This window comes from Aquirufa sp. OSTEICH-129A, assembly GCF_054558355.1.
The window spans coordinates 579619-605882 of record NZ_JBPXKC010000001.1; the positions used below are offsets into that span (position 1 = coordinate 579619).

Genomic DNA, 26264 nt, shown 5'->3' on the forward strand with positions numbered 1-26264 from the left:
ATATTTTTATCAAAATATTGTAAAATTGTAGTCTATGGAATCAAACAATCCCTCATCAATTTCTAAAAAAGCAAATTCTGGCTATAATCGTACGAATCAACCAGCACGATTAAGTGATTTAGGCTTAGGAAAGCTTCCTCCACAAGCGCCTGAGCTAGAAGAAGCTTTGCTGGGAGCATTGATGTTGGAAAAGGAACCCTTGGCCAATGTTATTGAATTATTAAAACCTGAAACCTTTTATAAAGAGGCTCACCAAAAAATATTTCAGGCCATTCAAGGTTTGTTTCAAGCTTCTCAACCTGTCGACTTACTAACAGTCAACAATTACCTCAAAATAAACGGAGATCTAGAGAAAGCAGGAGGCACGAGTTATTTAGCCCAATTAACATCTCGAGTAAGTTCAACCTCGAACGTTGAATTTCACGCTAGGATTATCATTGAGCAATACATCAAACGCCAATTGATTCATGTATCCTCAGAAATTCAGCGATTGGCTTATGAGGATACCACCGACGTATTTCAAATTTTGGATCGAATGGAACAAGAATTGTTTTCCATTGCCGAATCTAATATTCGAAAGAATTACGAGAGTATGTCGGACATTCTAAAGAAGGCCATTGATGAATTAGAGAAGAAACAAAAGCAAAAAAGTGGACTGACTGGAATTCCATCTGGTTTTACTGAATTAGACCGTCATACCTCAGGTTGGCAAAAACAGGAATTAATCATCATTGCGGCTCGTCCAGGTATGGGAAAAACCGCCTTTGTGGTTTCAGCTTGTAGAAATGCAGCCCTAGACTTTGGTCATGCTGTAGCCTTGTTCTCGCTGGAGATGAGTTCCATACAATTGGTGAATCGTATTGTATCTGCCGAAGCGGAGATTGAAGCTGAAAAGATAAGAAAAGGGAAATTGGAGCCACATGAATGGCAACAATTGCATACCAAGATTGATAAATTATTTCAAGCACCTATCTATATTGACGATACGCCCGCCTTATCCATTTTGGAATTAAGGGCCAAATGCCGTCGTTTGAAAGCTCAGAAAAACATTGAGCTGATTGTGATTGACTACTTACAATTAATGACAGGTGATACCTCTGGGAAAGGGGCAAGTGGTAACCGTGAACAAGAAATTGCTCAAATCTCTCGTGCTTTAAAACAACTGGCGAAAGAATTAGACGTACCAGTCATTGCTTTGTCACAGTTAAATCGTTCAACAGAAACGCGTGGTGGCAATAAAAAACCTCAACTTTCTGACCTTCGTGAATCAGGAGCCATTGAGCAAGATGCTGACCAGGTTATGTTTATCTATCGTCCGGAATACTATGGTATAACGACTGACGAGCAGGGTAATTCCATTGCAGGGATGGGAGAGATCATCATGGCTAAAAACCGTTCTGGTTCATTAGAAAATGTATGGTTGAAGTTCATAGGTAAGTTCACGAAATACTGCGACTTAGATTTTCAACCATTTGCTGATGGAAATGGCAACGGAGTGTTTAATTTAAGTGAATTAGGTGATACAGCCTCTCAATTTGAACAAGGAAATAGCGACGCAGTATTTAAAGGAAGCAAAATGAATTTGCCTCCAGCCGACTTTGATCCGCTAAACGAACCTTTCTAATTTTTTCTTAAACGTAAACGGACGATGTTTTCCACATGGTGGGTTTGGGGAAACATATCTACTGGGTGCACCACATCCACCTCATAGGCCTCATCTAACCATGCAATGTCACGTGCTTGGGTAGCTGGATTACAGCTTACATAAACGATTTTTTCTGGTCGAACCTGTAAAAGTTGACGCACTACATCTTCATCCATCCCAGCTCTTGGTGGATCCGTAATTACGACCTGAGGCTTACCATGTTGTTCTATAAATTCTTGGGTAAGTAGCTTTTTCATATCACCAGCAAAGAAAGAAGCTGTATCAATTTTATTTTGAATAGCATTCATGCGGGCATCTTCTACAGCCATTTCCACATACTCTAATCCAACCACTTTAGCCGCAAATTTGGCTAAAAACAAAGCAATGGTTCCAGTACCTGTATATAGGTCATAAACTAATTCATCTCCTTGTAAATCAGCATATTCACGAACCAATTGGTATAATCGAAGCGCTTGTTTGGCATTGGTTTGAAAAAAGGATTTTGGACCAATCTGAAAATGTAATTCCTCCATTTGTTCCTCGATAAATGGTTTTCCATGGAAGCATATAACTTCTAAATCATGAAAAGTGTCATTTCCTTTTTGGTTGACAACATAATTCAATGAAGTGATCATAGGGAATGTCACTTTCAAATAGTTCATGACTAAAGAAATCTCAGATTCAGTAGCATAAGCAAATTGGACTACCACCATCCATTCACCTGAGCTCGCATTTCGAATAATTAAATTGCGTAATGCGCCTTCTTGCTGATTTTTTAATTCATAAAATGAAATTCCATGGGCCTCAGCAAAATCACGTACTCCGTTTCGGATGGCATTGGAAGGATCTGGTTGCAAATAACAATGATCCACAGGAAGGATTTTATCAAAACGACCTGGCACGTGAAAACCTAAAGCATTCATGGAACCTAAGTCCTCTTTTCCTATTTCTTCGTTGGTAAGCCAACGAGAAGAAGAAAATGTGAATTCCAATTTATTTCGATAATAGTATTCCTCCTCTGAGCCTAAAATGGGCTGAAATTCAGGGAGTTTCACTTTAGCAATTCTTTCTAAATTATCTTTTACTTGTCGCTGTTTAAACGATAATTGGGCTTCATAGGAAACATGCTGCCATTTACAGCCACCACAAAAGCCGAAATGTTCGCAAGGAGACGCTGTTCTAAAAGGAGAGAGCGCTTGAATATTAATTGCCTGAGCTTGTTTAAATTTCTTTTTGGACTTGAGTATACGCAAATCGGCAATGTCACCTGGGGCAACAGTTCCTTGAACGAAGATGACTTCATCATTGACTTTAGCAATACATTTAGCTTCTGCAGCAAAATCAAGGATGGAAATTTGCTCTAAAACTTGAGGGATTTTATATTTTCTGGCGCTCATAATTAAATTCTAGCACAAAAATAGGGCTTTCATTTGGCTAGTCAATCAATTATGGGATAAAAGCTTAACTTTGAGTTCAAATTTTGTCTATGAAAAATAAAGTTGTCATCATCACAGGCGCTTCTTCCGGAATAGGAAAAGCATTGGCATTTGAATTTGGAAATAAAGGAGCGCAGGTAGTTATTACAGGCCGAAATGAAGCTAAGTTGCAAGAAGCTTGGAGCGAAATTTCAGCTTCCAATATTGCTTGCAAGGCCATCGTTTGCGATTCTAGCTCAGAGGAACAAACAAGGTCGATGATAAACGAAGTAGTGCAAGAATTTGGACGCATTGATATATTAATTAATAATGCAGGTATTTCCATGCGATCGATGTTTGAGGATGTAGATTTAAAGGTGATAAAACAACTCATGGACATCAATTTCTGGGGTACGGTTTATGCTACCCATGCAGCTTTACCCTACATTAAAGCTAGCAAAGGAGGCATTATTGGTATTTCATCCATAGCCGGTTACCGTGGATTACCTGTAAGAACGGGGTATTCGGCATCCAAGTTTGCCATGAATGGCTTTTTAGAGGCCTTAAGGACTGAATTATTAGAAACGGGCGTTCATGTACTAACGGCTTGCCCTGGATTTACCGCTTCCAATATTCGAAATACTTCTTTGAATTCTGAAGGTAAAATCACGGGAGATAGCATGCGTGATGAAGAAAAAATGATGTCAGCAGAAGAAGTTGCCCAACAAATTTATCAAGCCTATGAACAAAAGAAAAAGACCTTAGTATTAACCTTTCAAGGAAAATTGACGGTCTTTCTAAATAAGTGGATGAATGGTTTGATGGATCGGCTCGTGTATAATACCTTGAAAAAGGAGAAGGATAGTCCGCTGATATAATGTAGAATGAAGAATGAAGAATGTAGAATGAAGAATGAAGAATGTAGAATGTAGAATGTAGAATGTAGAATGAAGAATGAAGAATGAAGAATGTAGAATGTAGAATGTAGAATGTAGAATGAAAAATGAAGAATGAAAAATGAAGAATGAAGAATGAAGAATGTAGAATGTAGAATGTAGAATGTAGAATGTAGAATGTAGAATGTAGAATGTAGAATCCACATTTAGTTAGCAACGCTAAATTTTTAATTCTTCATTCTACATTCTTCATTCTTCATTCTAAAATTAAAAGCCCTGCCCGACATCATCAAGCAGGGCAGTACAACCCTTTTAACTTACCACTCTATTTTTTATAGAGGCTTAACCTCTTAATTAAAACCAAAGATCACTGAGGAACTAATTCGGTAAATACGGCATCAAACTCCTTACTTTTTTGTTCAAAATAGGATGCCGCAAAATCAAACTCTTGCAGTAACATCAAGAAATAGTTCTTTTCAAAAACTAGAAATTTAGAAGTTTGTAAGGTCTCAGCCGAAAATGTGTGCTTTTTACCTTCTAATACCTCAGAAATTCCTAAAAAAATAGGATTAGCATGATAAATAATACCTTCAGGAGAGTTAAACGACTTTAAGGCGATTTCTCCGCCCTGAAAATAAAAAATAAATTCCGCTTTTTGACCTTGACGGAACAAAAATTCGTTAGCCAAATAGTTGATTTCTATTCCGCTAGCTAATACTTTACGTTCTGTCTCGATCATCTGATCCATACTTTTTTAAAATTTGTTTACGAAAGTATATTTACTCAGGAATTTATTTTATGACAATGCTCATGTTTTGTACTGCTTTTTATCATTAACAGAGCAATTTTTTCAAAGGACCTTTGAGAAAAGATTGTTTATATGATGGAAGAAAAAGTCCATACCACCCTGACATCCACAAATTGCTTCCACTGCGGAGAGCCATTTGTGGATGAAATCATCGAATTTGAAGAGAAAGAATTTTGTTGCCAAGGTTGTAAGAATGTGTATGAGCTCCTGAATGACCATGAATTAGGCAATTACTACACGTGTGATGTAAATCCGGGTATATCGCCCAGCAATCAAAACTTTGATTATTTAAATAAACCAGCCTTTCGAGATAAATTAATACAATTTTCCAATCAAGAAGTATCCAAAGTCAGTTTCAATTTACCCAGTATTCACTGCAGATCTTGTTTGTATTTATTAGAAAACCTACATAAGCTGAATGCAGGAATCATCAAAACTCAATTGAATTTTGGCAAAAAGGATTTAAGTATTTGGTTTAAAGAAAAAGAAATCAGTTTAGGGGATTTGGCTTCTTTATTGGCTAAAATCGGATATGAACCACTTTTATCTGAGGAATCGGAAGGAAAAGAAAAGAAAAAAAGACTTTCTCAACAAACACAACTTTTCATCAAGCTAGGTGTTGCGGGCTTCTGTGCTGGTAACATCATGCTATTTAGTTTTCCTGAATATTTAGGTATTGAGGACGGAAATCTTAAAAATCTGTTTGGTTACTTAAATTTAGTTCTAGGCTCAGTAGCCCTATTTTATTCCGGTTCAGATTATTTCAAAAACATTTGGGCCCATTTAAAATTAAAAAAGATGACCATAGAAATGCCTATACTTTTAGGTGTCTTAGTTGGTTATTCCCGAAGTGTTTATGAAATCTTAAGTCATACGGGAGCAGGCTATATGGATTCTGTTTCGGGTCTATTATTTTTCTTGTTGGTCGGCAAATGGTTTCAGCAAAAATCCTTTGATTTTTTATCCTTTGAAAGAAAATACACGTCCTATTTTCCTTTGGTGATTACCAAAATCATTCAAGGAAATGAAGAAACAGCACCTTTGAGCGAAATCCAAGTAGGAGATCGCCTTCGAATCCGAAATGAAGAAATCATCCCCGCTGATGCTATTTTAATGAAGGGTAAAAGCAACATGGATTATAGTTTTGTGACGGGTGAAAGCGAATGGATCCCTATTCAGTCGGGAAATTTAATTTACGCAGGAGGCAAACACCATGGTGAAATGATTGAAATTGAGGTCAAAAAAGACCTACAACAGAGTCATTTAACCCAATTATGGGAACAGCAAGCCTTCAAAGACCCTAGTTTCAAAATGGAAAATTGGGAGAACTTTGCTAATCAAGTAGGCGTCTATTTTACTATTGGATTAATTAGCTTGGCGACCATCGTAGCAGCCTATTGGATGCAGATTGATCCTAGCAAATGGCAAAACTCTGTCGTCAGTATTTTGGTTATTGCCTGTCCATGTGCACTAGCTATTTCCTATCCTTTTGCTTTAGGCCATGGCGTTCGGTGGCTATCTAAATTTAAATTTTATATAAAAGACATTCAAGCTTTAGAGCGTATGGCACAAGTAGATACCTTGGTTTTTGATAAAACGGGTACTTTAACTTTAGCCAAATCCGAAGCTCCTAAAAGTCACTTACAACGTGAATTAAGTGAGCAAGAATTAGATTTATTGTATTCCTTGTCGGTACAATCAACACATCCACTTTCTAGACGGCTTTGTGCTTATACCCAAAGTTTAGGTACAAGAAATTTGGTCAAATTAGCCGCTTTCCAAGAAATTCCTGGAAAAGGATTAGAGGCAAAATGGGGAAATATCACCCTAAAACTTGGCTCTGCAAAATTCTTAGGCATTCATGACAAGGCTCCACAAGATTTCTTTTCATCTGAATCACAATTATTTATTCAAATAGGAGAGGAGTCCTTGGGATTTTGGGACTTCCCATGGGAAAACAGAGATGGAGTAGAGTATATGCTAAGAAAACTACAACATCAGTACGATGTCTATTTAGTATCAGGGGATAAAGCCAGCCATGCCAGCAGTTTAAAAGATTGGTTTTCATCGGATGACCATATGAAATTTGAATGCAGTCCCATGGAAAAAATGGAATTTATTAGGGAATTACAAGCAAAAGGTAAAAAAGTGATGATGGTAGGTGATGGCCTAAATGATGCCGGAGCTTTACAGCAAGCACATGTTGGCGTAGCTGTTTCCGACGATCATTTACATTTTACACCAGCGAGTGATGCCATTTTACAAGGACAATCACTTAGTCGATTACCGGAATTTTTACAATTCGCTCATAAAGGGCTGAATTTAATCAAAATGAGTTTCCTTTTGTCCTTGGTTTATAATGCCATTGGATTAAGTTTTGCTATTCAGGGTAATTTATCACCTCTAGTAGCTGCCATTTTAATGCCTGTTAATTCAATTAGTATGTTGGTTATCGCAACATGGGGCATGAACCTATATGGTAAGCAAGTAAAAAGCAAATTGAAATCATATACAATGACCTACATTGCTGAGGAAAATCATATTTTAAGCCCTGATATAAAAAGAACTTTACAGCGTAGTATAGAGTATTAATAACTCTTTCTGCAATCCTTGTTCTCTAAATTTTGAATGCCATGGAAATAATGTACTTAATGATTTTTTTGAGTTTACTCATGGCCATCGGTTTCCTGATTGCGTTTATTTGGTTTGTGCGCACAGGACAGCAAGATGACCTCATTACTCCAGGGATGCGCATTCTAAACGATGAAAAAAAGACAATCAATTAATCTCAATTTAAACGCTTATGAAGTCACAAACGACTACTTTGGATCAATTCTCGTACGACAATAAAACCGTTCGGAATTTCGCCATTGCAACCATTATCTGGGGTATTGTTGGAATGCTCGTTGGGGTCATTATTGCCTCACAATTATTCGAACCTGCAATGAACGTAACTCAATACGGTACTTTTGGTCGTATACGTCCACTGCATACCAATGCGGTAATTTTTGCATTTGTAGGAAATGCCATCTTTGCAGGTGTCTATTATTCTCTCCAAAGGCTTTTAAAAGCACGTATGTTCAGTGATTTTCTTTCATCGTTCCACTTTTGGGGTTGGCAATTAATCATTGTAGCTGCGGCTATTACTTTACCATTAGGTATTACTACATCGCACGAATATGCGGAATTAGAATGGCCGATTGATATAGCTATTACCTTAGTTTGGGTAGCATTTGGTATCAACATGTTTGGAACCATTATCAAGCGTAGAGAGCGTCACTTATATGTAGCGATTTGGTTCTACATAGCCACCTTTGTAACCGTGGCTGTTTTGCACTTAACTAATTCGGTACAATTACCCATTTCCTTCTTAAAGAGCTATTATGTATATGCTGGAGTTCAAGATGCATTAATACAATGGTGGTATGGCCACAATGCGGTGGCATTCTTTTTAACTACGCCATTTTTAGGTTTAATGTATTATTTCCTTCCTAAAATGGCGAATCGTCCTGTGTATTCTTACCGATTATCAATTTTGCACTTCTGGGCATTGATATTCATCTATATCTGGGCTGGTCCACACCACTTACTTTATTCTAGCTTACCTGATTGGGCGCAATCTTTAGGTGTTGTATTTTCAATTATGTTGATTGCTCCATCTTGGGGTGGTATGATCAACGGATTATTGACATTGCGTGGTGCATGGGATCAAGTTCGTGAAAATACTATTTTGAAATTCATGGTAGTAGGTATTACTACTTACGGTATGGCGACATTTGAAGGTCCAATGTTAAGCTTAAAAAATGTCAATGCTATAGCCCACTTTACCGATTGGATCGTAGCGCACGTGCACGTAGGTGCTTTAGGATGGAATGGATTCTTGACTTTCGCGATGTTGTATTGGATGGTTCCACGTATTTTCCAAACTACTTTATTCTCTGAAAAATTAGTTAAAACACACTTTTGGATTGGTACATTAGGTATTGCATTTTATGCTATTCCGATGTACATCTCAGGATTCACTCAAGGAATGATGTGGAAACAGTTCACTCCAGAAGGAACTTTACAATATGGCAACTTCTTGGATACAACTTTGCAAATCATTCCTATGCACCAAATGCGTGCCTTAGGTGGTACTTTGTATTTAGTCGGTGCTATTTTGATGGCCTATAACTTGTTCAAAACAATGGCTCAAGGTTCACTTTTAGCCAATGAGCCAGCAGAAGCTGCTCCACTTGAGGTTATCGTTTCTGAAAAAGAAGTTAAAGGTTTACACTGGCATAGCTGGATTGAAAGAAGACCTATTCAATTATTGATAGGTTCATTGATCATGATCTTGATAGGTTCTTTGGTAGAATTAATTCCAACTTTTATGGTGAAATCCAATGTGCCTACCATTGCCGCAGTTCAACCATATACCTCTTTGGAGTTAGAAGGACGTGATATCTATATTCGTGAAGGTTGCGTAGGTTGCCATTCTCAATTGGTAAGACCATTCCGTAGCGAAACAGAACGATATGGCGAATTCTCAAAATCTGGTGAATTTGTCTATGATCACCCATTCTTATGGGGATCTAAAAGAACTGGTCCAGATTTACACCGTCAAGGAGGTAAGTACCCTGATTCTTGGCACTATCACCACATGCGGGAGCCAGCCTCCATGTCTCCAGGTTCTATCATGCCAGCATATGAGTGGTTGTATGAACAAAGCCTAAATACATCTCAAACTCAGGCTAAGTTACAAGCTATGAAAACGCTGGGTGTACCATATGATGATGTTCAAATCAAAAATGCCGTGAAAGACTTGGAAGCTCAATCCAAAGAGATTCAAGCACGTTTAGCTGAGGAAAAAATCAAAGTAGGTGCTGACAAAGAGATTATTGCTTTGATCGCTTATTTACAAAGATTAGGTACAGACATTTCTAAAAAATAAGGCCATGTTTAAGCAATTTATTTCCACCATACCAGGAGCAGATTCCTATATGATTTTCTCTTTATTGATATTCTTAGTATTCTTTGTGTTGGTAGGCGTCTATTTGTTCTGGATGGATAAAAAACATCTCGATAAAATGAGAAAAATGCCCCTAGAATAGGTCTAAAACATTTTTGATAACATTTATACATAACAATATGTTTAATTCATTCACAGAAATTTGGTTAATCAGCTTGATTCTATTAACAAGCATTTTGGTATTAATCGTAACAATGCAGCTTGCTTCTGCACTTAAGAAATTAACCTTAGATCCGACTAAACAGGAGGAAGAAGCATCTTTAAGCTGGTGGCAGAAATTTACTGGGTTAAAACCCTTGGAAAAGGAAAAAGATCTAGAAATGGAGCATCAATACGATGGAATTGTTGAATTAGATAATCCAACACCCCCATGGTTTATGTATTTGTTTTATATCACTATCTTATTTGGCGTGGTGTATTTATTCTATTACCACGTGGCCCAAGATGGCAACATTCAAGAGGCAGAATATAAATCAGAGGTGGCAGTAGCTGAAAAAGCCAGGGAGGAATACATGAAGAAGTTCGCTAATTCGGTGAATGAGGATAATGTTAAGGTAATTAGTGCCGCTAAAGATTTAACAGAAGGTGCTACTATTTATTCGACAAATTGTGTAGCTTGTCATGGTGATAAAGGTCAAGGAGGAGTGGGTCCTAATCTAACCGATGTGTACTGGATACATGGAGGAAGCATTAAAGACTTGTTTCATACCATCACCAATGGTGTTCCAGAAAAAGGGATGATTGCTTGGAATAAAACTTTAAATCCTATACAGATTCAGCAAGTATCTTCTTACATTTTAACTTTGCAGGGTACTAACCCTCCAGGGGCAAAAGAGCCACAAGGAACCGAGCTAAAATAGTAAACAAAACTCACCTATATGAAACAGAATGTTGGACGTACAGATCGGATTGCACGAATAGCTGCTGCGGTAGCTCTTAGTATCCTTACTTATGCAGGTATAATTCCAGAGAATTTAGCTGTAGTCGTATATGTAATTGCGGGCATTATTGCCTTGACAGGAATCGTTCGTTTTTGTCCCTTGTATAAACCATTTGGTATAAGTACTTGTAGAGAAAAGGCTCCATTTTAAGTTAAAAAGGTCCGGAAACGGACCTTCTTTTTTATGTCAAATATCAGTTTAGAAAATGATGATTATCGTAATCATCTATATAATCAAAGCAAAGATGGTAAACGTCTTTGGATATACCCAGGTAGAATTATAGGTAAATTATATCGCCTAAGAACGTATTTTTCCTACCTCTTGATGTTATTACTTTTTGGCCTTCCTTGGATAGAAAGAAAGGGGGAGCCTGTATTTTTATTCAATGTCATAGAGCGAAAATTCATCTTTTTTGGGGTTCCATTTTTTCCTCAAGATTTCCATTTAGTCGCTTTAGGCTTAGTGACTTCACTTATTTTCATCAGTTTATTTACTGTACTTTTTGGGAGAGTATGGTGTGGCTGGGCATGTCCACAAACCATTTTTATGGAAATGCTATTTCGTAAAATAGAATATTGGATCGATGGAGATGATAAAGCCCAAAAAAGATTAGATGCTGCGCCTTGGGATACAACTAAGATCATTAAGCGGGCAAGTAAACATACCTTATTTATCCTGTTGTCATTTGCCATTTCAAATACCTTTTTGATGTACCTCATGGGTAAAAAAGAATGGATTAAGTTGGTCACAGAACCTCCATTAGAACACTTGGCAGGATTGTTTGCCATTCTTTTGTTTACGGGTACTTTTTATTTTGTTTTTGCTAGATTCCGTGAATTAGTCTGTATCGTAGTTTGTCCATACGGCAGATTGCAAGGTGTTTTATTAGACAATAATTCCATATTGGTATCTTATGACCATCAACGCGGGGAACCAAGAGGGAAAATTCAAAAAGGAGTGGATCAGAGTCAGCAAGGAGATTGCATTGATTGCCACTGGTGTGTGCGTGTTTGTCCTACTGGTATCGATATTAGAAATGGGAGCAATCAACTGGAGTGTATAGGCTGTACTTCTTGTATTGATGCGTGTGATGAGGTTATGGAAAAAATCAATAAGCCTAAAAACTTAATTCGATATGATTCAGTCAATGGCATCAATGAAAAGAAAAAACTTAAATTCAATTTAAGGATTGGAGCATACAGTGGTGTCCTAGTTTTATTAATCTCCGCTATTGCATTTCTTTTGTTGACAAGAAGTCCATGGGAAACAACCTTATTGAGAACCCCAGGAATGACCTTCCAATTAGATGAAAAAAACAAGGAAGTGAGTAATTTGTATTCCATTGAGATTTTGAACAAATCACTGGATTTACAAAATTTACAATTCCAAATTGATGCTCCCATGCGCATACAATGGGTAGGAACTCCTCCCAACGGCATCGAACCAGGAAAAATGGTAAAGTCTGAGTTTTTTATCAAAGCGCCCTTGGGAGCTTGGAAAAGTAAAGACAAAGTTGAAATTCACATCTTGAATAAAGACGGAAAAAAAGAAACAATCAAAACTAGATTTATACAGCCTGATGAGTAATACAGAAAAAAAATCATTGAATTGGGGACATGCCATCATTGGCGTATTCATACTTTTTGGAGCGTTTATGGCCTATTTTTATGTCAATATGACCCATGAAACCATCGAATTAGTAGGGGATCACTATTATGAAGACGGACAAAAATTTCAAAAGAAAATAGATCAAAGAAAGGAAACGGAGCTATTGGATAAGAAAATCGAATTAGCCTTCAACCAAAGTAATAAAGAGGTAAAATTAAGTATACCTGCTGGGACACATGATATCAAAGTCAATTTCTTTAGACCATCCTCTGCCGCTCAAGACAAAGTATTTACCTTGAAAGCGCCAAAAGATAGCACCTGGACTATTTCTGGAGATTTTTTAGTAAAGGGGCCATGGAAAATCAGTTTAGAGTGGATGGTGGCTGATAAAACCTATTTAGATGATCATCGTATTTTAGTTCCTTAATGCAAACTTGGTACCTTAGCTGTTTACTTGGATTAGCTGGTAGCTGGCATTGCGTGGCTATGTGTGGCCCTATTATGCTGCATTTAAGGCAGAAAAACCAACAAGCGAATTTGAGTACAATCATCTATCAAGTTGGCCGCATAGTTACTTATACTATCCTAGGTTTATTGGTTGCAAGCATGGGTTCCATTTGGATTTTTCCGGCCTGGTGGCATTTTTATTATTTATTTGCGGGTTTGGTTTTAGTATTTCTTTCCACAGGAAAAATCAAGGACAGTTCATTTGATTTTTTGTACCGTTGGCTAGGTAAGCCATTGCAAAAGTCGGGGAGAGGAATGGGGATTACAGGTCATTTCTTGTTGGGAATGGGAAATGGTTTATTACCCTGTGGATTAGTGATCGGTGGTCTAAGCTTGGCATTAATACAACCAAGTCCGATATTGGGCGCTTGGACCATGTTTATTTTTGGATTAAGTACCATACCAGCCATAACAACGGCTATTTGGGGATTTCAATGGTTAGAAAAAAAGCAAGTAAAGCTCATGCATTATATCAAATACCTGAGCTGGGCTGTTGCCTTTTTACTATTGTTTCGAGGAGCGTGGGGAATAGGGATGAGCCATTCTAACTATTTGAAAAACTCTCCATTAAGCCCCATCATTTGTCATCCTTTTGGGCCTAATAACGCAAATTAGCCAGTTTATTAACATCTAACAAGGTCATTTCACTACCTCGAATTTCCAATAAACCTTCTTTTTTAAAATCACTTAGCGTACGAATAACCGTTTCGGTGGCTGTACCCACACGTGAGGCCAGATCTTCTCTAGAAAGTCGGATGACTACTGGACTAGTTAAATCATCACCGTAGGTTTTTGCCAACTCAACCAATGCCAGTGACACCCTCAAACGCAATGATTGATAAGCCATGGACACTAAAATTTTCTCATTTTTCATGAGATAAGTAGTTAATGCCTTCCTAAAGTAAATTTCTAAATGAATATTTTGCTTTAATAAATCCTTAAACTCAGTAGTAGAAATGCTTAGAATAACCGATTCTTCCAATGCCTCGGCTGTTTCCCGATAAGTTTGATTTTCTAGGATATCGACATAACCAAAAAACTCACCTTCTTTTATGAATGAGGTAATGAAATACTTTCCTTCTCGGTTGGTATGAAAGGTTTTAATCTTACCTTTTTCTAAAAAATATAGGCGAGATGGACTATCTCCTTCAGAATAAATACTTTGCTTTTTTTGTACATGGTGGGTTCTTTTTTCTCCACCAAAATGAGTAAAATCAAGAAAATCTAAGGCCCTTTGTGCCAGGGTAACCTCGGATTGTAATTCCGTATCAACTTGACTTTCTGACCGCTGAAGTGATTTCTTTTTTAAACGTGTTTCTATGGAACGCAACAATTCAACCTCTTGAAAAGGCTTCGTTAAAAAATCATCAGCACCCATTTCCATGCCTTTTCGCATATCCGAGCGGTCCGTCTTGGCGGTCAGGAAAATAAAGGGTACTTGGGATAATTGTTCGTGTTTGGAAAAAACTTGTAAAACTCCGAAGCCATCCAAATGCGGCATCATGATATCACATATTACTAAATCAGGCAGGTTTTGCTGAGCCATTCGAACTCCTTCTATACCATCCGCAGCAGTTTCCACCACATATCCTGATAATTCCAATAATTCTGCCGTGTTTTCACGGATATCATCACTGTCCTCGATAAGTAATATTTTATTCATCATGGTTTAATCTTGGTATTTCTATATGTAATTGGGTTCCTCGATTCAGTTCAGATTCTAAAGTCATTCGCCCATTAATTAATTCCAAATATCGATCAATCAAATGTAATCCTAAACCAGTTCCTGGAATAACTGTGGCATTGCTGCCTCTAAAAAAACGTTGAAATAAATGTTTTTTGTCCTCATCACTAATCCCAATTCCTTTGTCACTGATGGTTATTTTCAAAAGGTCATTCTCTTCTCTGACAATTAAATCAACATTTTCATTTGAAAACTTCAAAGCATTTGAGAGAGCGTTTAATAAAATTTTACGCAAAACAGATTCATCACTGACCCAAGTTTCAGAAGCATTAAAATCTAATATAATCTTTTGATTATTCTTTTTGTAAGAAATCAAATCTGATTTTATTTCTAAGAACAATGGTTCCAGTTCGATGGTGGATGCATGAATTTCTACATGGCCTGATTCCAGTTTCCCAACGGATAAAAATTCTTCTAAAATCATGGTTAAATGATTGACAGAAGCTTTGATGCGTCGAATATGCTGCTCCCTTTTTTCTTGTTCCTCAGCTTTTTGATACTTCTCAAGCAATGTGGCTGAACTAAGAATTGAAGTTAGGGGAGTCCTAAATTCATGCGATGCCATGGAAACGAAACGGGTTTTTAAATCTCCCAATTCCTTTTCTTTTTGCAAGGAATTTTCAAGTTCAATCGTATTGGCCTCTAACTGCTCTAGGGTATTTTGTAGGGCTTGAGTTCTCGCTTTTACTTCTTCTTCTAAGGTTTCATTTAACTGGTTAATCTCTTGATTCTTCAAAATCAACTCCATTTCTACCTTGCGTTTTAAGGTCACATCACTGATAAAAGCGATGTAAAACATTTGATCGTCTTCCTTAAAATGGCTTAAACTAATTTCTACGGGAAAAAGGGATTCGTCTTTTCTTTTGGCTTTTAAATCTAATCCAACACCCATGGGGCGATCTTGCGGATTTTCAGCATACTTGGCTTGATGCCCATGATGCCTAGATCGCAAATGATTGGGAATCAATATATCAATATTCTTACCTTTTAATTCATTCGGCGCATAACCAAACAATCGATCAGCAAAATTATTGGTCATGACTACATTACTCGATGAATCCGTCACCAGAATGCCAATTGCAGCTTCATTAAAGATGGCTTCATATTGAAATCTGGAAACAATAGATTGAGACATATTCGAGTAATTATCCTTCTAATTTACAAATTTTGCCTGCTTAAACAATGGAAATTAGGGATGATAAGCTGTTTTCTGATGCTTTAATACATCGGACAAATAGAAATGAACATCCTTAAATTTTCCTTCGGCATAGTTTTGTGCTTGATCAAAAAAATGAGGAGATTGAATATCACCGCTTTGACCTCCCGCTAATAAAGATTTAGCCTTGATTTTTGGACCAAACTCCACCGCACATATGAAACTATTACCATTGACGCCATACCATTTTTTAGTGTTAGCAAAGGGTTTGCTGTTATAAGAAGGTAACATGCCCCAAGTAGAAGAGGCAAATGGAACAGAGAAACTAGGTTTAGCATCATCAAAAGCCAAATCCACCTGGTTACCAATGCGTTGTAGGCGATTGATATCTCCCCAAGCCACATTCCATGTTCCCCAATTATTGATTAACTCATTGAGCACCGTATCCAATATTTGGCACATTTCTTCCTCCTTAGATGAAGCGATATAGGCTTCGGCGCTTTCAATGAGATTAATTTCACCTCCGAACATGGTTTTTCTTGGTATTCTTTCTAATAATTTTTGTCCCCATTGTATGGCTATGGTTTGAGCAACTGAACTCAATCTGGCCTGATAATCCCAGCGTTTTAAGGTATCAATAGCCAATTTAAATGGAGAATTAGCCGCCATATTTCTTTTTTCACCTGCCTTAACTAAAGCAGGAATAAGGAGTTCAAATGCAATAAGTTTACGATCATAGCCTAGACGAATTAAATCATCTAAATCAATTTTATCACGTGAAGAAAATAAGCGAACGGCATTACGGTCTCTGAAATTTTCAGCATCAGGAGCCATATAAACAGGATATTGAGCTTTTTGGGGGCTTGAAACACCAGAAACAGTAAAAGGCGTAGAATTACAATTTTGAATCCAAGCACTGACTGGATCAATGGATTGAACAATCTCTTCTAAAGGATGTAAACCCTTCCAATCCAATGCTGATTTAGTACCATCTTGAACCAGTGACCAATCAATATCAGGCTGCCTTTTAGGAACAAAATTTCCATGCCAGTAGGCAATTCGTCCATTTTTTCCAGCATATACCGTATTATTGGAGGTATTGGCCCGCATTTTCATTACGTTTTGAAATTCTTCAAAACTTCTAGTTTTAGTTCTTGCCCAGCTTTGAATTAAACTTTTCATGGAGCGATTATAGGACCTAACAGAAATCCATTGTCCATTTCTTTCTGCCATAATAGGCCCTCGGTGATTGGAATAGACTTGAATTGTTTGAGCGGGCTGTCCTTTGGCATTCAATACGATGTTTTTAACCTTCATTGGTAGCCATTTGCCATCTAGGAGGAATTCTTTTCCTCCCTTGGTATCACGGGTTGTTTCGGCATAATTATCTGCTACATCTACCTGGCTGGAAGTATGCATCCAACCTCCGTATGGATTAAAACCCTGATATACAAAGAATTGTCCCCAAGTAACAGCACCATAGACTTGTAATCCTTCTTCACTGCTTACATGTACTTCAGGTCTAAAATAAAAAGTAACGTGGGGATTGATATAAAATAGCGCATTTCCTGATTTTGATTTAGCCGGTCCAATGGCAAATCCATTCGATCCAGTCAAATCAGCCTCAGGATCCAAAGGATTCTTTTTAATATAACTCAATTTATTCCCTGATAGACCATAAAACTTGGCCACCTCGGCTTGATTGACACTTCCAGTAGAAATAGCACCAATACTTCCATCAGTCCATAATAGGGGATACCAAGGTTCAAAATGTGTTAATAAGGCTGGTTTTACCTTGGGATGTTTGTATAAATAATAGTTGATGCCATCGGCATAGGCATTCAACAATTTTTTCAACCAGATGGGGCTTTTGGCATAATCTTGCTTAGCTTCTTCCTGACTGATAATCAATCGAATATATAAATCATTAGCTAATTCTTGAGCTCCAAATACTTCAGCTTTTCTTCCAAGTTTCTCAATGTAGTTCATTTCAACCCGCATGAAATCATCTTCACATTGAGCATACAATAAACCAAATACCGCGTCCGCATCGGATTTTCCATAAATATGTGGAACGCCATATTCATCACGGATAATGGTAACCCGTTTCGACTGGGCCTTCCATTGATTCACTTGATTAGGGGAGATGGACTGGGCATTTAAAAAGCCAAATCCAAGGAGGATCAAAGATAAAGTAGGTAAGATAATCCGCGATTTCATAGTGTTGATGTTGGTAAAACAAAAATACATTTTTTTCATGGGCAGCCTAAAAAAATTAACAATAGCCATCCATTATCATTTTAGATTCGATTATTTAAAGCGATTGGGTATAAATTATATGAATTTGTCTTTTTATGTTTGTAATTCTGATTGAAATTTTTGCCTTCAAAAACCATCATATATAATGAAATTGAAATTTTTATATGCCCTTGGACTTGTTTCCATTCTTTCCTATTCCTGCAGTAAATCTTTAGAAAAAGACACTTACCGTGTCATCCTGGAAGATCAAGATAATTTGGCTGAAAAAGCAAAGTTGGCCAAGGAGAAATTACCTATAAAAATTGCCCCTGGTTTGCAAATTACCCGTTTTGCATCTGATTCATTAGCCCCAGATCCGGTAGCTATGGATATGGATGACAAAGGTGCGGTTTACATTACTCGTACTAAACGTGGGAAATATTCAGAATTTGATATCCGCGGTCATAGAGATTGGATGACCGAATCCATTGGATTTCAATCAGTGGCCGATAGAAAGGCTTTTTTGCATAAAACCTTTGCTCCTGAAAATTCAGCTAAAAACGAATGGTTACCCGATTTAAACCAAGATGGAATTCATGATGTGAACGACTTGAAGGTGGAAAAAGAAGAGGTTTGGAAAATTGAGGACAAAAATGGAGATGGTCTAGCTGATCAGGCGACACGTGTTCATCAGGGTTTTCATGAAGAATATACGGACGTAGCTGGAGGTATTTTGGTGCGTAAAAAAGATGCCTTCATTGCGGTTGGACCAGATTTATGGCGTTTGAAAAACAATAAGAAAAATGGTCTCTTAACTGATCCCGTTTCTATCTCTACTGGTTATGCGGTTCATATTGGTTTCGGTGGACATGGGATGTCGGGGGTCATAGAAGGGCCTGATGGAAAAATATATTGGCAAATTGGTGACATTGGAGCCAACATCACTGCGGTAGATGGTAAGCAATATAAATACCCGAATTCCGGTGTAATCGTTCGTTCGAATCCAGATGGAAGTAATTTTGAGGTATTTGCTTCAGGATTACGCAATACCCACGAATTTGTTTTTGATCATTATGGCAATTTAATCAGTTCGGACAATGACGGCGATCATCCGGGTGAAAGTGAACGTTTAGTGCATATCGTAGAAGGTTCTGACGCAGGTTGGAGATCCAACTGGCAATATGGTAAATATACAGACCCAGGAAACAACCTATATAAGGTTTGGATGGATGAGAAATTATATGTTCCTCGTTGGAAAGGACAAGCTGCTTACATCATTCCTCCCATCAGAAATTACCACAACGGACCTACGGGAATGTTATTTAACCCAGGAACTGCTCTAGGTAAAAAATGGACAAATAAGTTCTTTTTGGTGGAGTTTGTTGGAAATCCTAATGCCTCTCACATCTGGTCATTTGACTTAAAACCGAAGGGGGCCTCTTTTGATTTCAATTCAGAACAAGATGTAGTTAGTGGAATTTTACCTACTGGTATGCGTTTTGGACCAGATGGAGCCTTGTACGCGGCTGACTGGGTAAATGGCTGGGATACTAAACAATATGGACGAGTTTGGAAGATTGACGTAGATGGCAACAACAATGATTTAGAAAAAGAAAGAGCTGAAACGAAACGATTGATTCAATTGGATTATGAAAAACAATCAGTGGATGCATTGTACGACCTTTTATTCTACCATGATTTGCGTATTCGCATGAAAGCTCAATTTGAATTAGCTAGAAGAGGAAATGCTTCAGTCGCTATTTTTCAAAAAGCAATTCAACAAAGAGAAAATCAATTAGCAAGAATTCATGCCATCTGGGGAATGGGCCAAATAGGTGCTAATGATGCTTCCGTGGGAAGTATGCTTGGAGAACAATTAAATGATCAAGATGAGGAGATTGTGGCTCAAGCGGCAAAGGTGTTGGGAGATATTTTCAATAAAAACCATGAGAATCGATTAATTCAATTAATAGATTCTAAAAACCCACGAGTTAGTTTCTTTGCTTGTCAGGCATTAGGTAGAATAAAATCAGAAAATGCTATTCCTACTTTATTGAAGTTGATAGAGAAAAATAATGATGAGGATCACTACATCCGACATGCAGCGGTATTGGCATTATCTAGGATAGGAAAAGAAGAGCCAATCGTAGCATTAGCTAAATCCTCAAATACCGCTTTAAAAACAGCAGCAGTTTTAGTCCTTCGTCGTTTAGCTAGTCCACAGGTTGCTTTATTTTTGCAAGATTCAGATGAATACATTGCCACAGAAGCGGCTAGAGCCATCAATGATGATGAATCCATTCCTGCTGCATTACCTGCTTTAGCTGAGGCATTGAACAACAAAGCTTGGAAAGGTGAACCATTATTACGCAGAGCGATCAATGCTTGTTTACGCGTTGGAAGTAGCAAAGAAATAGATGCATTAATCAATTTCAGCGAACGCAATGATATTTCGGATGTCATACGTGCAGAGGCCATCGCCACCTTAGGTTCTTGGGCGAATCCATCTGTATTGGACCGCGTTGATGGTCGTCATAGGGGTGTTTTACAAAGAAATCCAGCTGATGTGGTTGGACGAATCCAACCAAAAATTGCGGCGTTTTTACGCAGTTCAAATCCAGAGGTATTAATAGCCACTGCGAAATTGTTATCTGAATTAAAAATTACAGATTTCAAAAGTGAACAAACTCAAATTTTCTTAAATCATGCCAATGCGAAAGTAAAAGCTGCACATTTAGGTTCTTTAGTTGCCTTGAAAGATGCCAATCTATCCTTGATTATACAAAAAGGAATGAACGATGCTGACCGAAGTGTTCGTGGAGCTTCCTTAGGATTTTTGGATAAAGTAGAGCTTTCGAAAAATCAATTATCTACGGTGGTTAATCCCATCATTGAAAAAGGTAGTGTAATTGAGCAGCAGCAGTTATTACAAAGTATTGGTAAAATGCCTGTGGATAAAACTGAAGATGTGTTAGCAGATTTAATCCAAAGGATGGTAAGCAATAAATTATCTAGCGAAATCCGTTTAGATTTAGTGGAAGCGGTAGAAGCGACTAAGTCTCAAATGCTTATTGCTAAGTTAGATGCTTTAAAAACGAAAGGTACATTAACAGATGAATTTAAAGATGCTTTATTTGGCGGCAGCATTCAAGCTGGATATTTCATTTTTTACCGAAACCAAACTGTTCAGTGTGTGCGTTGTCATAATGCTGGAGGAGAAGGGGGTATCGTGGGACCATCCTTAAAGGGTATTGGAGCTAAATTAAGTAGAGAACAAATTTTACAAGCATTAATCGAACCTAGTGCAAGAATTGCCCCTGGATACGGTACAATAAACTTGAAATTAACCGACGGGACCGAAGTAAGTGGAACCGTGATTTCTGAAACGGAAAGCATGATTCAGTTAAAAACTTCTGAGGCAGAACCTTTGAAAATTGCAATATCTCGGATTAAGTCCAGAGAGAATTTTCCATCCAGTATGCCACCTATGGGAAGCTTAATGAGCAAGAGAGAAATTAGAGATGTGGTAGAATTTTTATCATCTTTACGAAATTAAATATACATTTGTGCCGTTATAGGTTTATATGAAATTCAATCGTCACTACTTATTGTTCATCAGTATCTTCTTTTTCTTGGTTACGGCCTCGATGAAGCAGGTTATTGGTATAACACAAGAAAGTACTATTGATAATCATTTGAAGGTTAAAAAAACAGAGCAAAAAGAGCTTAGTTTTTTTAACCTTTTATTTGAAGAAGATCGAGATACTACCGAGGAAGATGATGAAGCTGAAAATGTTCTTTTTGACTTTTCAGGCCTTCCTATATCAGGACATTTCTCATTCAATAACCCGTATTCAGGGGCATTAAAATCTGTAGCTATTCCATCACAAATGGAAGATAGCTATTCATCCACTCCATTTTTCATACTTTTCAGGAATATTAGGCTGTAGGATTAATCTGTACGATTATCCTTTATTCAATTCGCCTTCTTGGATCATATCCAAAATTTCCCACTGCGCATTTATTTTTCTTTAAAGAATTGAGATTCAATTCTGGATTCTATTAGCCAAGAGAAATACATGCATCAACTGAAAAAAAATGAAAAATATAACATCTAACTTACCAAAAGATGGACTAGCAGGATTGAAAGAAAATTTCAGTTCTGATGCTGTGTCTGGGTTTATTGTATTTTTATTGGCATTGCCTTTAAGCTTAGGCATTGCAAAAGCATCTGAGTTCCCACCTTTGATGGGATTATTAACTGCCATCATTGGTGGTATTATTGTCAGTTTATTTTCTGGTTCAAGACTTACCATCAAAGGACCAGCAGCTGGACTGATTGTCATCATTGTTGGAGCCGTAGCGGATTTTGGAGGGGGAGAACAAGGCTGGCATTATGCCTTAGGGGCAATTGTCGTGGCAGGTATTATTCAAATTCTATTCGGAGTTTTCAAGTTGGGAAAACTAGTAGATTTCTTCCCACTTTCCGCCGTCCATGGTATGTTAGCTGCCATTGGGTTAATCATCATATTCAAGCAGATTCCTGTTTTATTGAATGTCAATCCCATTTTAGCTAAAGGTAAAAGTCCATTTGAATTAGCTGCTTCCATTCCTCAATTTATCATGAATTTAGATCAAAATGGAGCTATTGTAGGAATACTAAGTTTTATCATTATGATGACTTGGCAGAAAGTACCTATTACTTTTTTACGTAAAATTCCTGCTGCCTTAATTGTATTGTGTATCGCCATTCCAGCCGAAATATTTTTAGACTTCAAACATACAGAGCCAGCATCTGCTTTGGTGAAAATTGGAAGCTTGATTGATAATATTCATGTCAATGTAGACTTTGCTGGATTTAACAATAAAATTGTATTTATCAAGTATGTCATCATGTTTGCATTGGTCGGTTCATTAGAGTCATTATTAACTGTAAAGGCCATTGACATGCAGGATCCATATAAACGTAAATCCAATCCAAACAAGGATTTAATTGCTGTTGGAATAGGAAATACCTTAGCAGGAATTTTAGGCGGTTTACCGATGATTTCTGAAGTAGCGCGTAGTTCAGCCAATGTGAATAATGGAGCCAAAACTCGCTGGGCGAATTTCTTCCACGGATTCTTTATTTTGGTTTTTGTGGTATTTGCCGCACCCATTATTGAACTTATTCCGAATGCCGCTTTAGCAGCTATGTTGGTTTCTGTGGGCATTAAATTAGCTCATCCCAAAGAGTTTATCCATATATTCAACATTGGAAAAGGACAATTGGCCATCTTTTTAGTCACAATATTTTTCACTTTATATGAAGACTTATTGGTCGGAATTGGCGCAGGTATGTTGGTCAAAATACTGTTACATATAATGAACGGAGCCCCATTATCCAGCTTCTTCAAGGCCAATGTCGCTGTATCATTTAATGAGGATCAATATTTAGTAGAGGTAACTAGAGCTGCGGTTTTTACCAACTATATGGGCTTAAAAGCTAAATTAGATGCCATACCTCAAGGCATGCATGTCACCATGGATTTTAGTAATACACATTTGGTAGACCATTCTGTGATGGAAAATCTACATCACTTTGAAGCTGAATATCAAGCATCGGGAGGGACATTTACCATTATTGGTTTGGATGAACATACGCTACTTTCTGAACACAAATTGGCTGCTAGAAAAAAGAAACCAATCGTTTCATAATTTCATTTTGAGCTTTATCGCTCAATCAGCCAACATTTTTCAAATAAACCGGTGAGAATATTAAGCACATCGCTTACATAAATTAAGGAAGATGACTACAACACATAAGGGATTTCATGTAGAACATGTTCTTCATGAATTGAAACATTTTTTACCTGCACAGGCTCCTTTGATGGATTTTGTGCATCATAATACTTTGCATGCCTTTCAACATTTACCTTTTCATGAGGCGCTGAGAAAGGCTCAAACTACACTCGGCTATCAGGTTTATCTTAGCATTGATGAATTTCGAAAACTGTATCATGAAAAACGTATTCATGATGATATATTGAATCGCGTCATTGAAAATAAAAAAGGCGCCAAAAAGACGAGTCAATGGAAGTATAAATTATTGCATCAAGAATTAGACAGTCTACCTCGTCCTAGAATAGGTGCATTGAGAGGTCAATGGAAGAACGTGTATAATATTGATTTGGATTCCATGGTTCATCCAAATTTATTTCGTTTGATTTCCAGTTATTTGGATCAAGGGATTTCTATTTGGCATTTCCCTATTCAAAACAAAAGTTTTTTAGAGGCCATCAAGGAATTAGAAAAAAAGAGCTGGGTCAGTCTTTTTAAAGGTCAAAGAGCTAAAAATATGCTCCTAGATGAGCATACAACCTTAGAGGACTTATTGAGTATTTTAGTAGGTTCTCATCCACATTTGTATGAACAATACCTTTTTGACCAGCAGTTTGCCCACCAGGGTTGGTCAGGAATGGTATCTACCGTGGAAGATTTACCACAATCCTTATTAGATCGAAGGCAAATTAGTCTACACGATTTAATCATGCTCGAGTGTTTGTTGGAAATTGATACCATTGATCATCTGTTAAACAAAGGATGGATAGGCTTGGGTAATACCTTGGAGCATCCACTTCCTTCCTTATTAGACCCAATTGAATATTCGGAGATCATGGAAATTCTCTCCATTTTCCAAGAAGCATTTGAATGGACCTATTATGATCAGGTATTAGCAGGAATTCAACAGGGGGGAAGCCAATCGAAAAGTATCCATGAAAAAAGTTTTCAAGGATTATTTTGTATCGATGACCGAGAGTGTTCATTCCGAAGGTATTTGGAAGGCATAGATCCCCAATGTGAAACCTATGGAACGCCAGGATTCTTTAGTGTGGAATTCTTTTACCAACCCATTGGAGGTAAATTTTATTCCAAATTATGCCCAGCGCCCGTTACTCCGAAATACCTGATTAAAGAGATTGGCGATGAAAAGAAACGGGAAAAAGACCTGTATTTTTCCAAGCATAGCCATAATTTTTATACGGGCTGGATTATTTCTCAAACCTTAGGATTTTGGTCAGCCCTGAAATTATTTGCTAATATTTTCAAACCTAGTATGAGCCCGGCAACAGCCTCATCGCTGCGGCACATGGATAAATTTTCCCAATTACAAGTGGATTATGATGCCTTGTTTGAGCAAGAAAATGGCTTACAAATTGGCTTTAAAGTTGAGGAAATGGCCAATCGGGTAGAGGGTATGCTTAAAAGTATTGGGCTTGTCAAAAATTTTGCACCCATCGTTTATGCTGTTGGGCATGGAGCTAGTTCGGTTAATAATCCTCATTATGCAGCCTATGACTGTGGAGCTTGTTCAGGAAGAGCCGGGTCTGTGAATGCTCGTGTAGTCAGCAAAATGGCCAATAAGCCCGAGGTACGTGCTATTTTAAAAGAAAGGGGTATTGAAATTCCTGATAATACCATTTTTGTAGGCGCATTACACGACACCACTCGAGATGAGATTGTCTTTTATGATGATGAAATCAAAGATGAATACTACTTATCGTTACATGCCACTCATGTGAAGGTATTTGAAAATGCCTTAGATTTAAATGCCAAAGAACGATCTAGACGCTTTGAGTCCATCAATACAGAGCTTAGTCCCAAGGAGATTCATGAAAAAATTCGCTTACGCTCAGTTTCGTTATTTGAGCCACGCCCCGAATTAAATCATGCCACCAATGCATTATGTTTGGTAGGGAGAAGGGAACTTTCCAAGGGTCTTTTTCTAGATCGAAGATCCTTTCTCAACTCATTCGATTATCAAGTTGACCCAGAAGGGAACTATTTATTAAATATTTTAAAAGCGGCTGCTCCTGTTTGTGGCGGTATAAATTTAGAATACTATTTTTCAAGGGTGGATAGTGAAAAATTGGGTGCAGGAACCAAATTACCTCATAATGTCATGGGATTGTTTGGGGTCGCCAATGGTATCGATGGCGATTTGAGACCTGGTTTACCTTCTCAAATGACAGAGGTCCATGATCCGATACGATTATTGCTCATCGTTGAGCATTTTCCTGAGGTGGTATTACAAACCATTCAAAAATCGGCAGAAACCTATGAATGGTTTATTAACGATTGGGTGATCTTGGCTTCGGTTAATCCGGAAACAAAGGAAATTCACATATTTGAAAAAGGGCAATTCTATCCGTATCTACCGATAACTAAAAAACTAGATCACATTCGTGAATTAGAAGGTTTATTGGAAAGTAATCAAGAGAATTTTCCTGTGTATTTAATCCAACAAGACTAATA

General features: G+C 37.5%; 20 protein-coding genes. 15 read left to right on the forward strand and 5 right to left on the reverse strand.

Annotation, left to right across the window (positions count from 1 at the left end; all coding sequences use genetic code 11):
• Positions 1-34 precede the first annotated feature (34 nt).
• Positions 35-1624 carry a replicative DNA helicase gene (dnaB, locus tag SKC36_RS02605; protein ID WP_459452974.1) on the forward strand — a complete coding sequence of 530 codons (1590 nt, stop codon included), beginning with the start codon at positions 35-37 and terminating at the stop codon, positions 1622-1624.
• Here the strand turns inward: dnaB and rlmD are convergent.
• Complete coding sequence (gene rlmD, locus SKC36_RS02610) at positions 1621-3042, reverse strand: 23S rRNA (uracil(1939)-C(5))-methyltransferase RlmD (RefSeq protein ID WP_459452975.1); 1422 nt, start codon at positions 3040-3042, stop codon at positions 1621-1623. The two genes, dnaB and rlmD, sit on opposite strands and share 4 nt — an antisense overlap.
• An 89-nt stretch (positions 3043-3131) precedes the next feature.
• Here rlmD and SKC36_RS02615 point away from each other — a divergent pair, with 89 nt between their 5' ends.
• Positions 3132-3938 carry an SDR family oxidoreductase gene (locus tag SKC36_RS02615; RefSeq protein ID WP_459452976.1) on the forward strand — a complete coding sequence of 269 codons (807 nt, stop codon included), beginning with the start codon at positions 3132-3134 and terminating at the stop codon, positions 3936-3938.
• Positions 3939-4323: 385 nt separating this feature from the next.
• Here the strand turns inward: SKC36_RS02615 and SKC36_RS02620 are convergent, their stop codons facing one another.
• Positions 4324-4704 carry a cyclic nucleotide-binding domain-containing protein gene (locus SKC36_RS02620; protein WP_459452977.1) on the reverse strand — a complete coding sequence of 127 codons (381 nt, stop codon included), beginning with the start codon at positions 4702-4704 and terminating at the stop codon, positions 4324-4326.
• A gap of 132 nt (positions 4705-4836) precedes the next feature.
• On the opposite strand from SKC36_RS02620, the gene SKC36_RS02625 reads away from it, so the two are divergent.
• The 9 genes from SKC36_RS02625 to SKC36_RS02665 are packed head-to-tail and all read left to right on the forward strand — an operon-like array spanning position 4837 to position 13446.
• Positions 4837-7356 carry a heavy metal translocating P-type ATPase gene (locus tag SKC36_RS02625; protein ID WP_459452978.1) on the forward strand — a complete coding sequence of 840 codons (2520 nt, stop codon included), beginning with the start codon at positions 4837-4839 and terminating at the stop codon, positions 7354-7356.
• Positions 7357-7397: 41 nt separating this feature from the next.
• Positions 7398-7550, forward strand: coding sequence for a cbb3-type cytochrome oxidase assembly protein CcoS (gene ccoS, locus SKC36_RS02630; protein ID WP_459452979.1), 153 nt, complete (start codon positions 7398-7400; stop codon positions 7548-7550).
• A gap of 17 nt (positions 7551-7567) precedes the next feature.
• Entirely contained in the window at positions 7568-9697 is a 2130-nt protein-coding gene (ccoN, locus tag SKC36_RS02635; RefSeq protein WP_459452980.1) for a cytochrome-c oxidase, cbb3-type subunit I, read from the forward strand.
• A gap of 4 nt (positions 9698-9701) precedes the next feature.
• Positions 9702-9857: a CcoQ/FixQ family Cbb3-type cytochrome c oxidase assembly chaperone gene (locus SKC36_RS02640; RefSeq protein WP_166373951.1), complete on the forward strand. Its 156-nt coding sequence runs from the start codon at positions 9702-9704 to the stop codon at positions 9855-9857.
• A 37-nt stretch (positions 9858-9894) separates the two neighbouring features.
• Positions 9895-10635 carry a cbb3-type cytochrome c oxidase N-terminal domain-containing protein gene (locus SKC36_RS02645; RefSeq protein ID WP_459452981.1) on the forward strand — a complete coding sequence of 247 codons (741 nt, stop codon included), beginning with the start codon at positions 9895-9897 and terminating at the stop codon, positions 10633-10635.
• A gap of 18 nt (positions 10636-10653) precedes the next feature.
• Positions 10654-10866, forward strand: a complete 213-nt coding sequence (locus tag SKC36_RS02650; protein WP_459452982.1) for a YgaP family membrane protein — start codon at positions 10654-10656, stop codon at positions 10864-10866.
• A 33-nt stretch (positions 10867-10899) separates the two neighbouring features.
• Entirely contained in the window at positions 10900-12303 is a 1404-nt protein-coding gene (ccoG, locus tag SKC36_RS02655; protein ID WP_459452983.1) for a cytochrome c oxidase accessory protein CcoG, read from the forward strand.
• Complete coding sequence (locus tag SKC36_RS02660) at positions 12296-12751, forward strand: FixH family protein (protein ID WP_459452984.1); 456 nt, start codon at positions 12296-12298, stop codon at positions 12749-12751. Before ccoG ends, SKC36_RS02660 begins: the two co-directional genes overlap by 8 nt.
• Positions 12751-13446, forward strand: a complete 696-nt coding sequence (locus SKC36_RS02665) for a sulfite exporter TauE/SafE family protein (protein WP_459452985.1) — start codon at positions 12751-12753, stop codon at positions 13444-13446. The genes SKC36_RS02660 and SKC36_RS02665 overlap by 1 nt, the downstream gene beginning before the upstream one ends.
• Here SKC36_RS02665 and SKC36_RS02670 read toward each other — a convergent pair.
• Genes SKC36_RS02670 through SKC36_RS02680 form a run of 3 tightly spaced genes read right to left on the reverse strand, consistent with a single transcriptional unit; the run spans position 13430 to position 17951 of the window.
• The gene (locus tag SKC36_RS02670; RefSeq protein ID WP_459452986.1) at positions 13430-14497 is read right to left on the reverse strand and encodes a response regulator; all 1068 of its coding nucleotides are present in this window, start codon (positions 14495-14497) and stop codon (positions 13430-13432) included. The two genes, SKC36_RS02665 and SKC36_RS02670, sit on opposite strands and share 17 nt — an antisense overlap.
• Complete coding sequence (locus SKC36_RS02675; protein ID WP_459464420.1) at positions 14487-15710, reverse strand: PAS domain-containing sensor histidine kinase; 1224 nt, start codon at positions 15708-15710, stop codon at positions 14487-14489. The genes SKC36_RS02670 and SKC36_RS02675 overlap by 11 nt, the downstream gene beginning before the upstream one ends.
• 54 nt (positions 15711-15764) lie before the next feature.
• The gene (locus SKC36_RS02680; RefSeq protein WP_459464422.1) at positions 15765-17951 is read right to left on the reverse strand and encodes a penicillin acylase family protein; all 2187 of its coding nucleotides are present in this window, start codon (positions 17949-17951) and stop codon (positions 15765-15767) included.
• A 184-nt stretch (positions 17952-18135) separates the two neighbouring features.
• Between SKC36_RS02680 and SKC36_RS02685 the strand changes: the two genes are divergently transcribed.
• From SKC36_RS02685 to SKC36_RS02700, 4 genes are all read left to right on the forward strand, one after another.
• The gene (locus SKC36_RS02685) at positions 18136-21525 is read left to right on the forward strand and encodes a HEAT repeat domain-containing protein (protein ID WP_459464424.1); all 3390 of its coding nucleotides are present in this window, start codon (positions 18136-18138) and stop codon (positions 21523-21525) included.
• 28 nt (positions 21526-21553) lie between these two features.
• Entirely contained in the window at positions 21554-21919 is a 366-nt protein-coding gene (locus SKC36_RS02690) for a hypothetical protein (RefSeq protein ID WP_459452990.1), read from the forward strand.
• 148 nt (positions 21920-22067) lie between these two features.
• Positions 22068-23666, forward strand: a complete 1599-nt coding sequence (locus SKC36_RS02695) for a SulP family inorganic anion transporter (RefSeq protein WP_459464426.1) — start codon at positions 22068-22070, stop codon at positions 23664-23666.
• Positions 23667-23757: 91 nt separating this feature from the next.
• Positions 23758-26262: a YbcC family protein gene (locus SKC36_RS02700; protein ID WP_459464428.1), complete on the forward strand. Its 2505-nt coding sequence runs from the start codon at positions 23758-23760 to the stop codon at positions 26260-26262.
• The last annotated feature ends 2 nt before the right edge of the window (positions 26263-26264 follow it).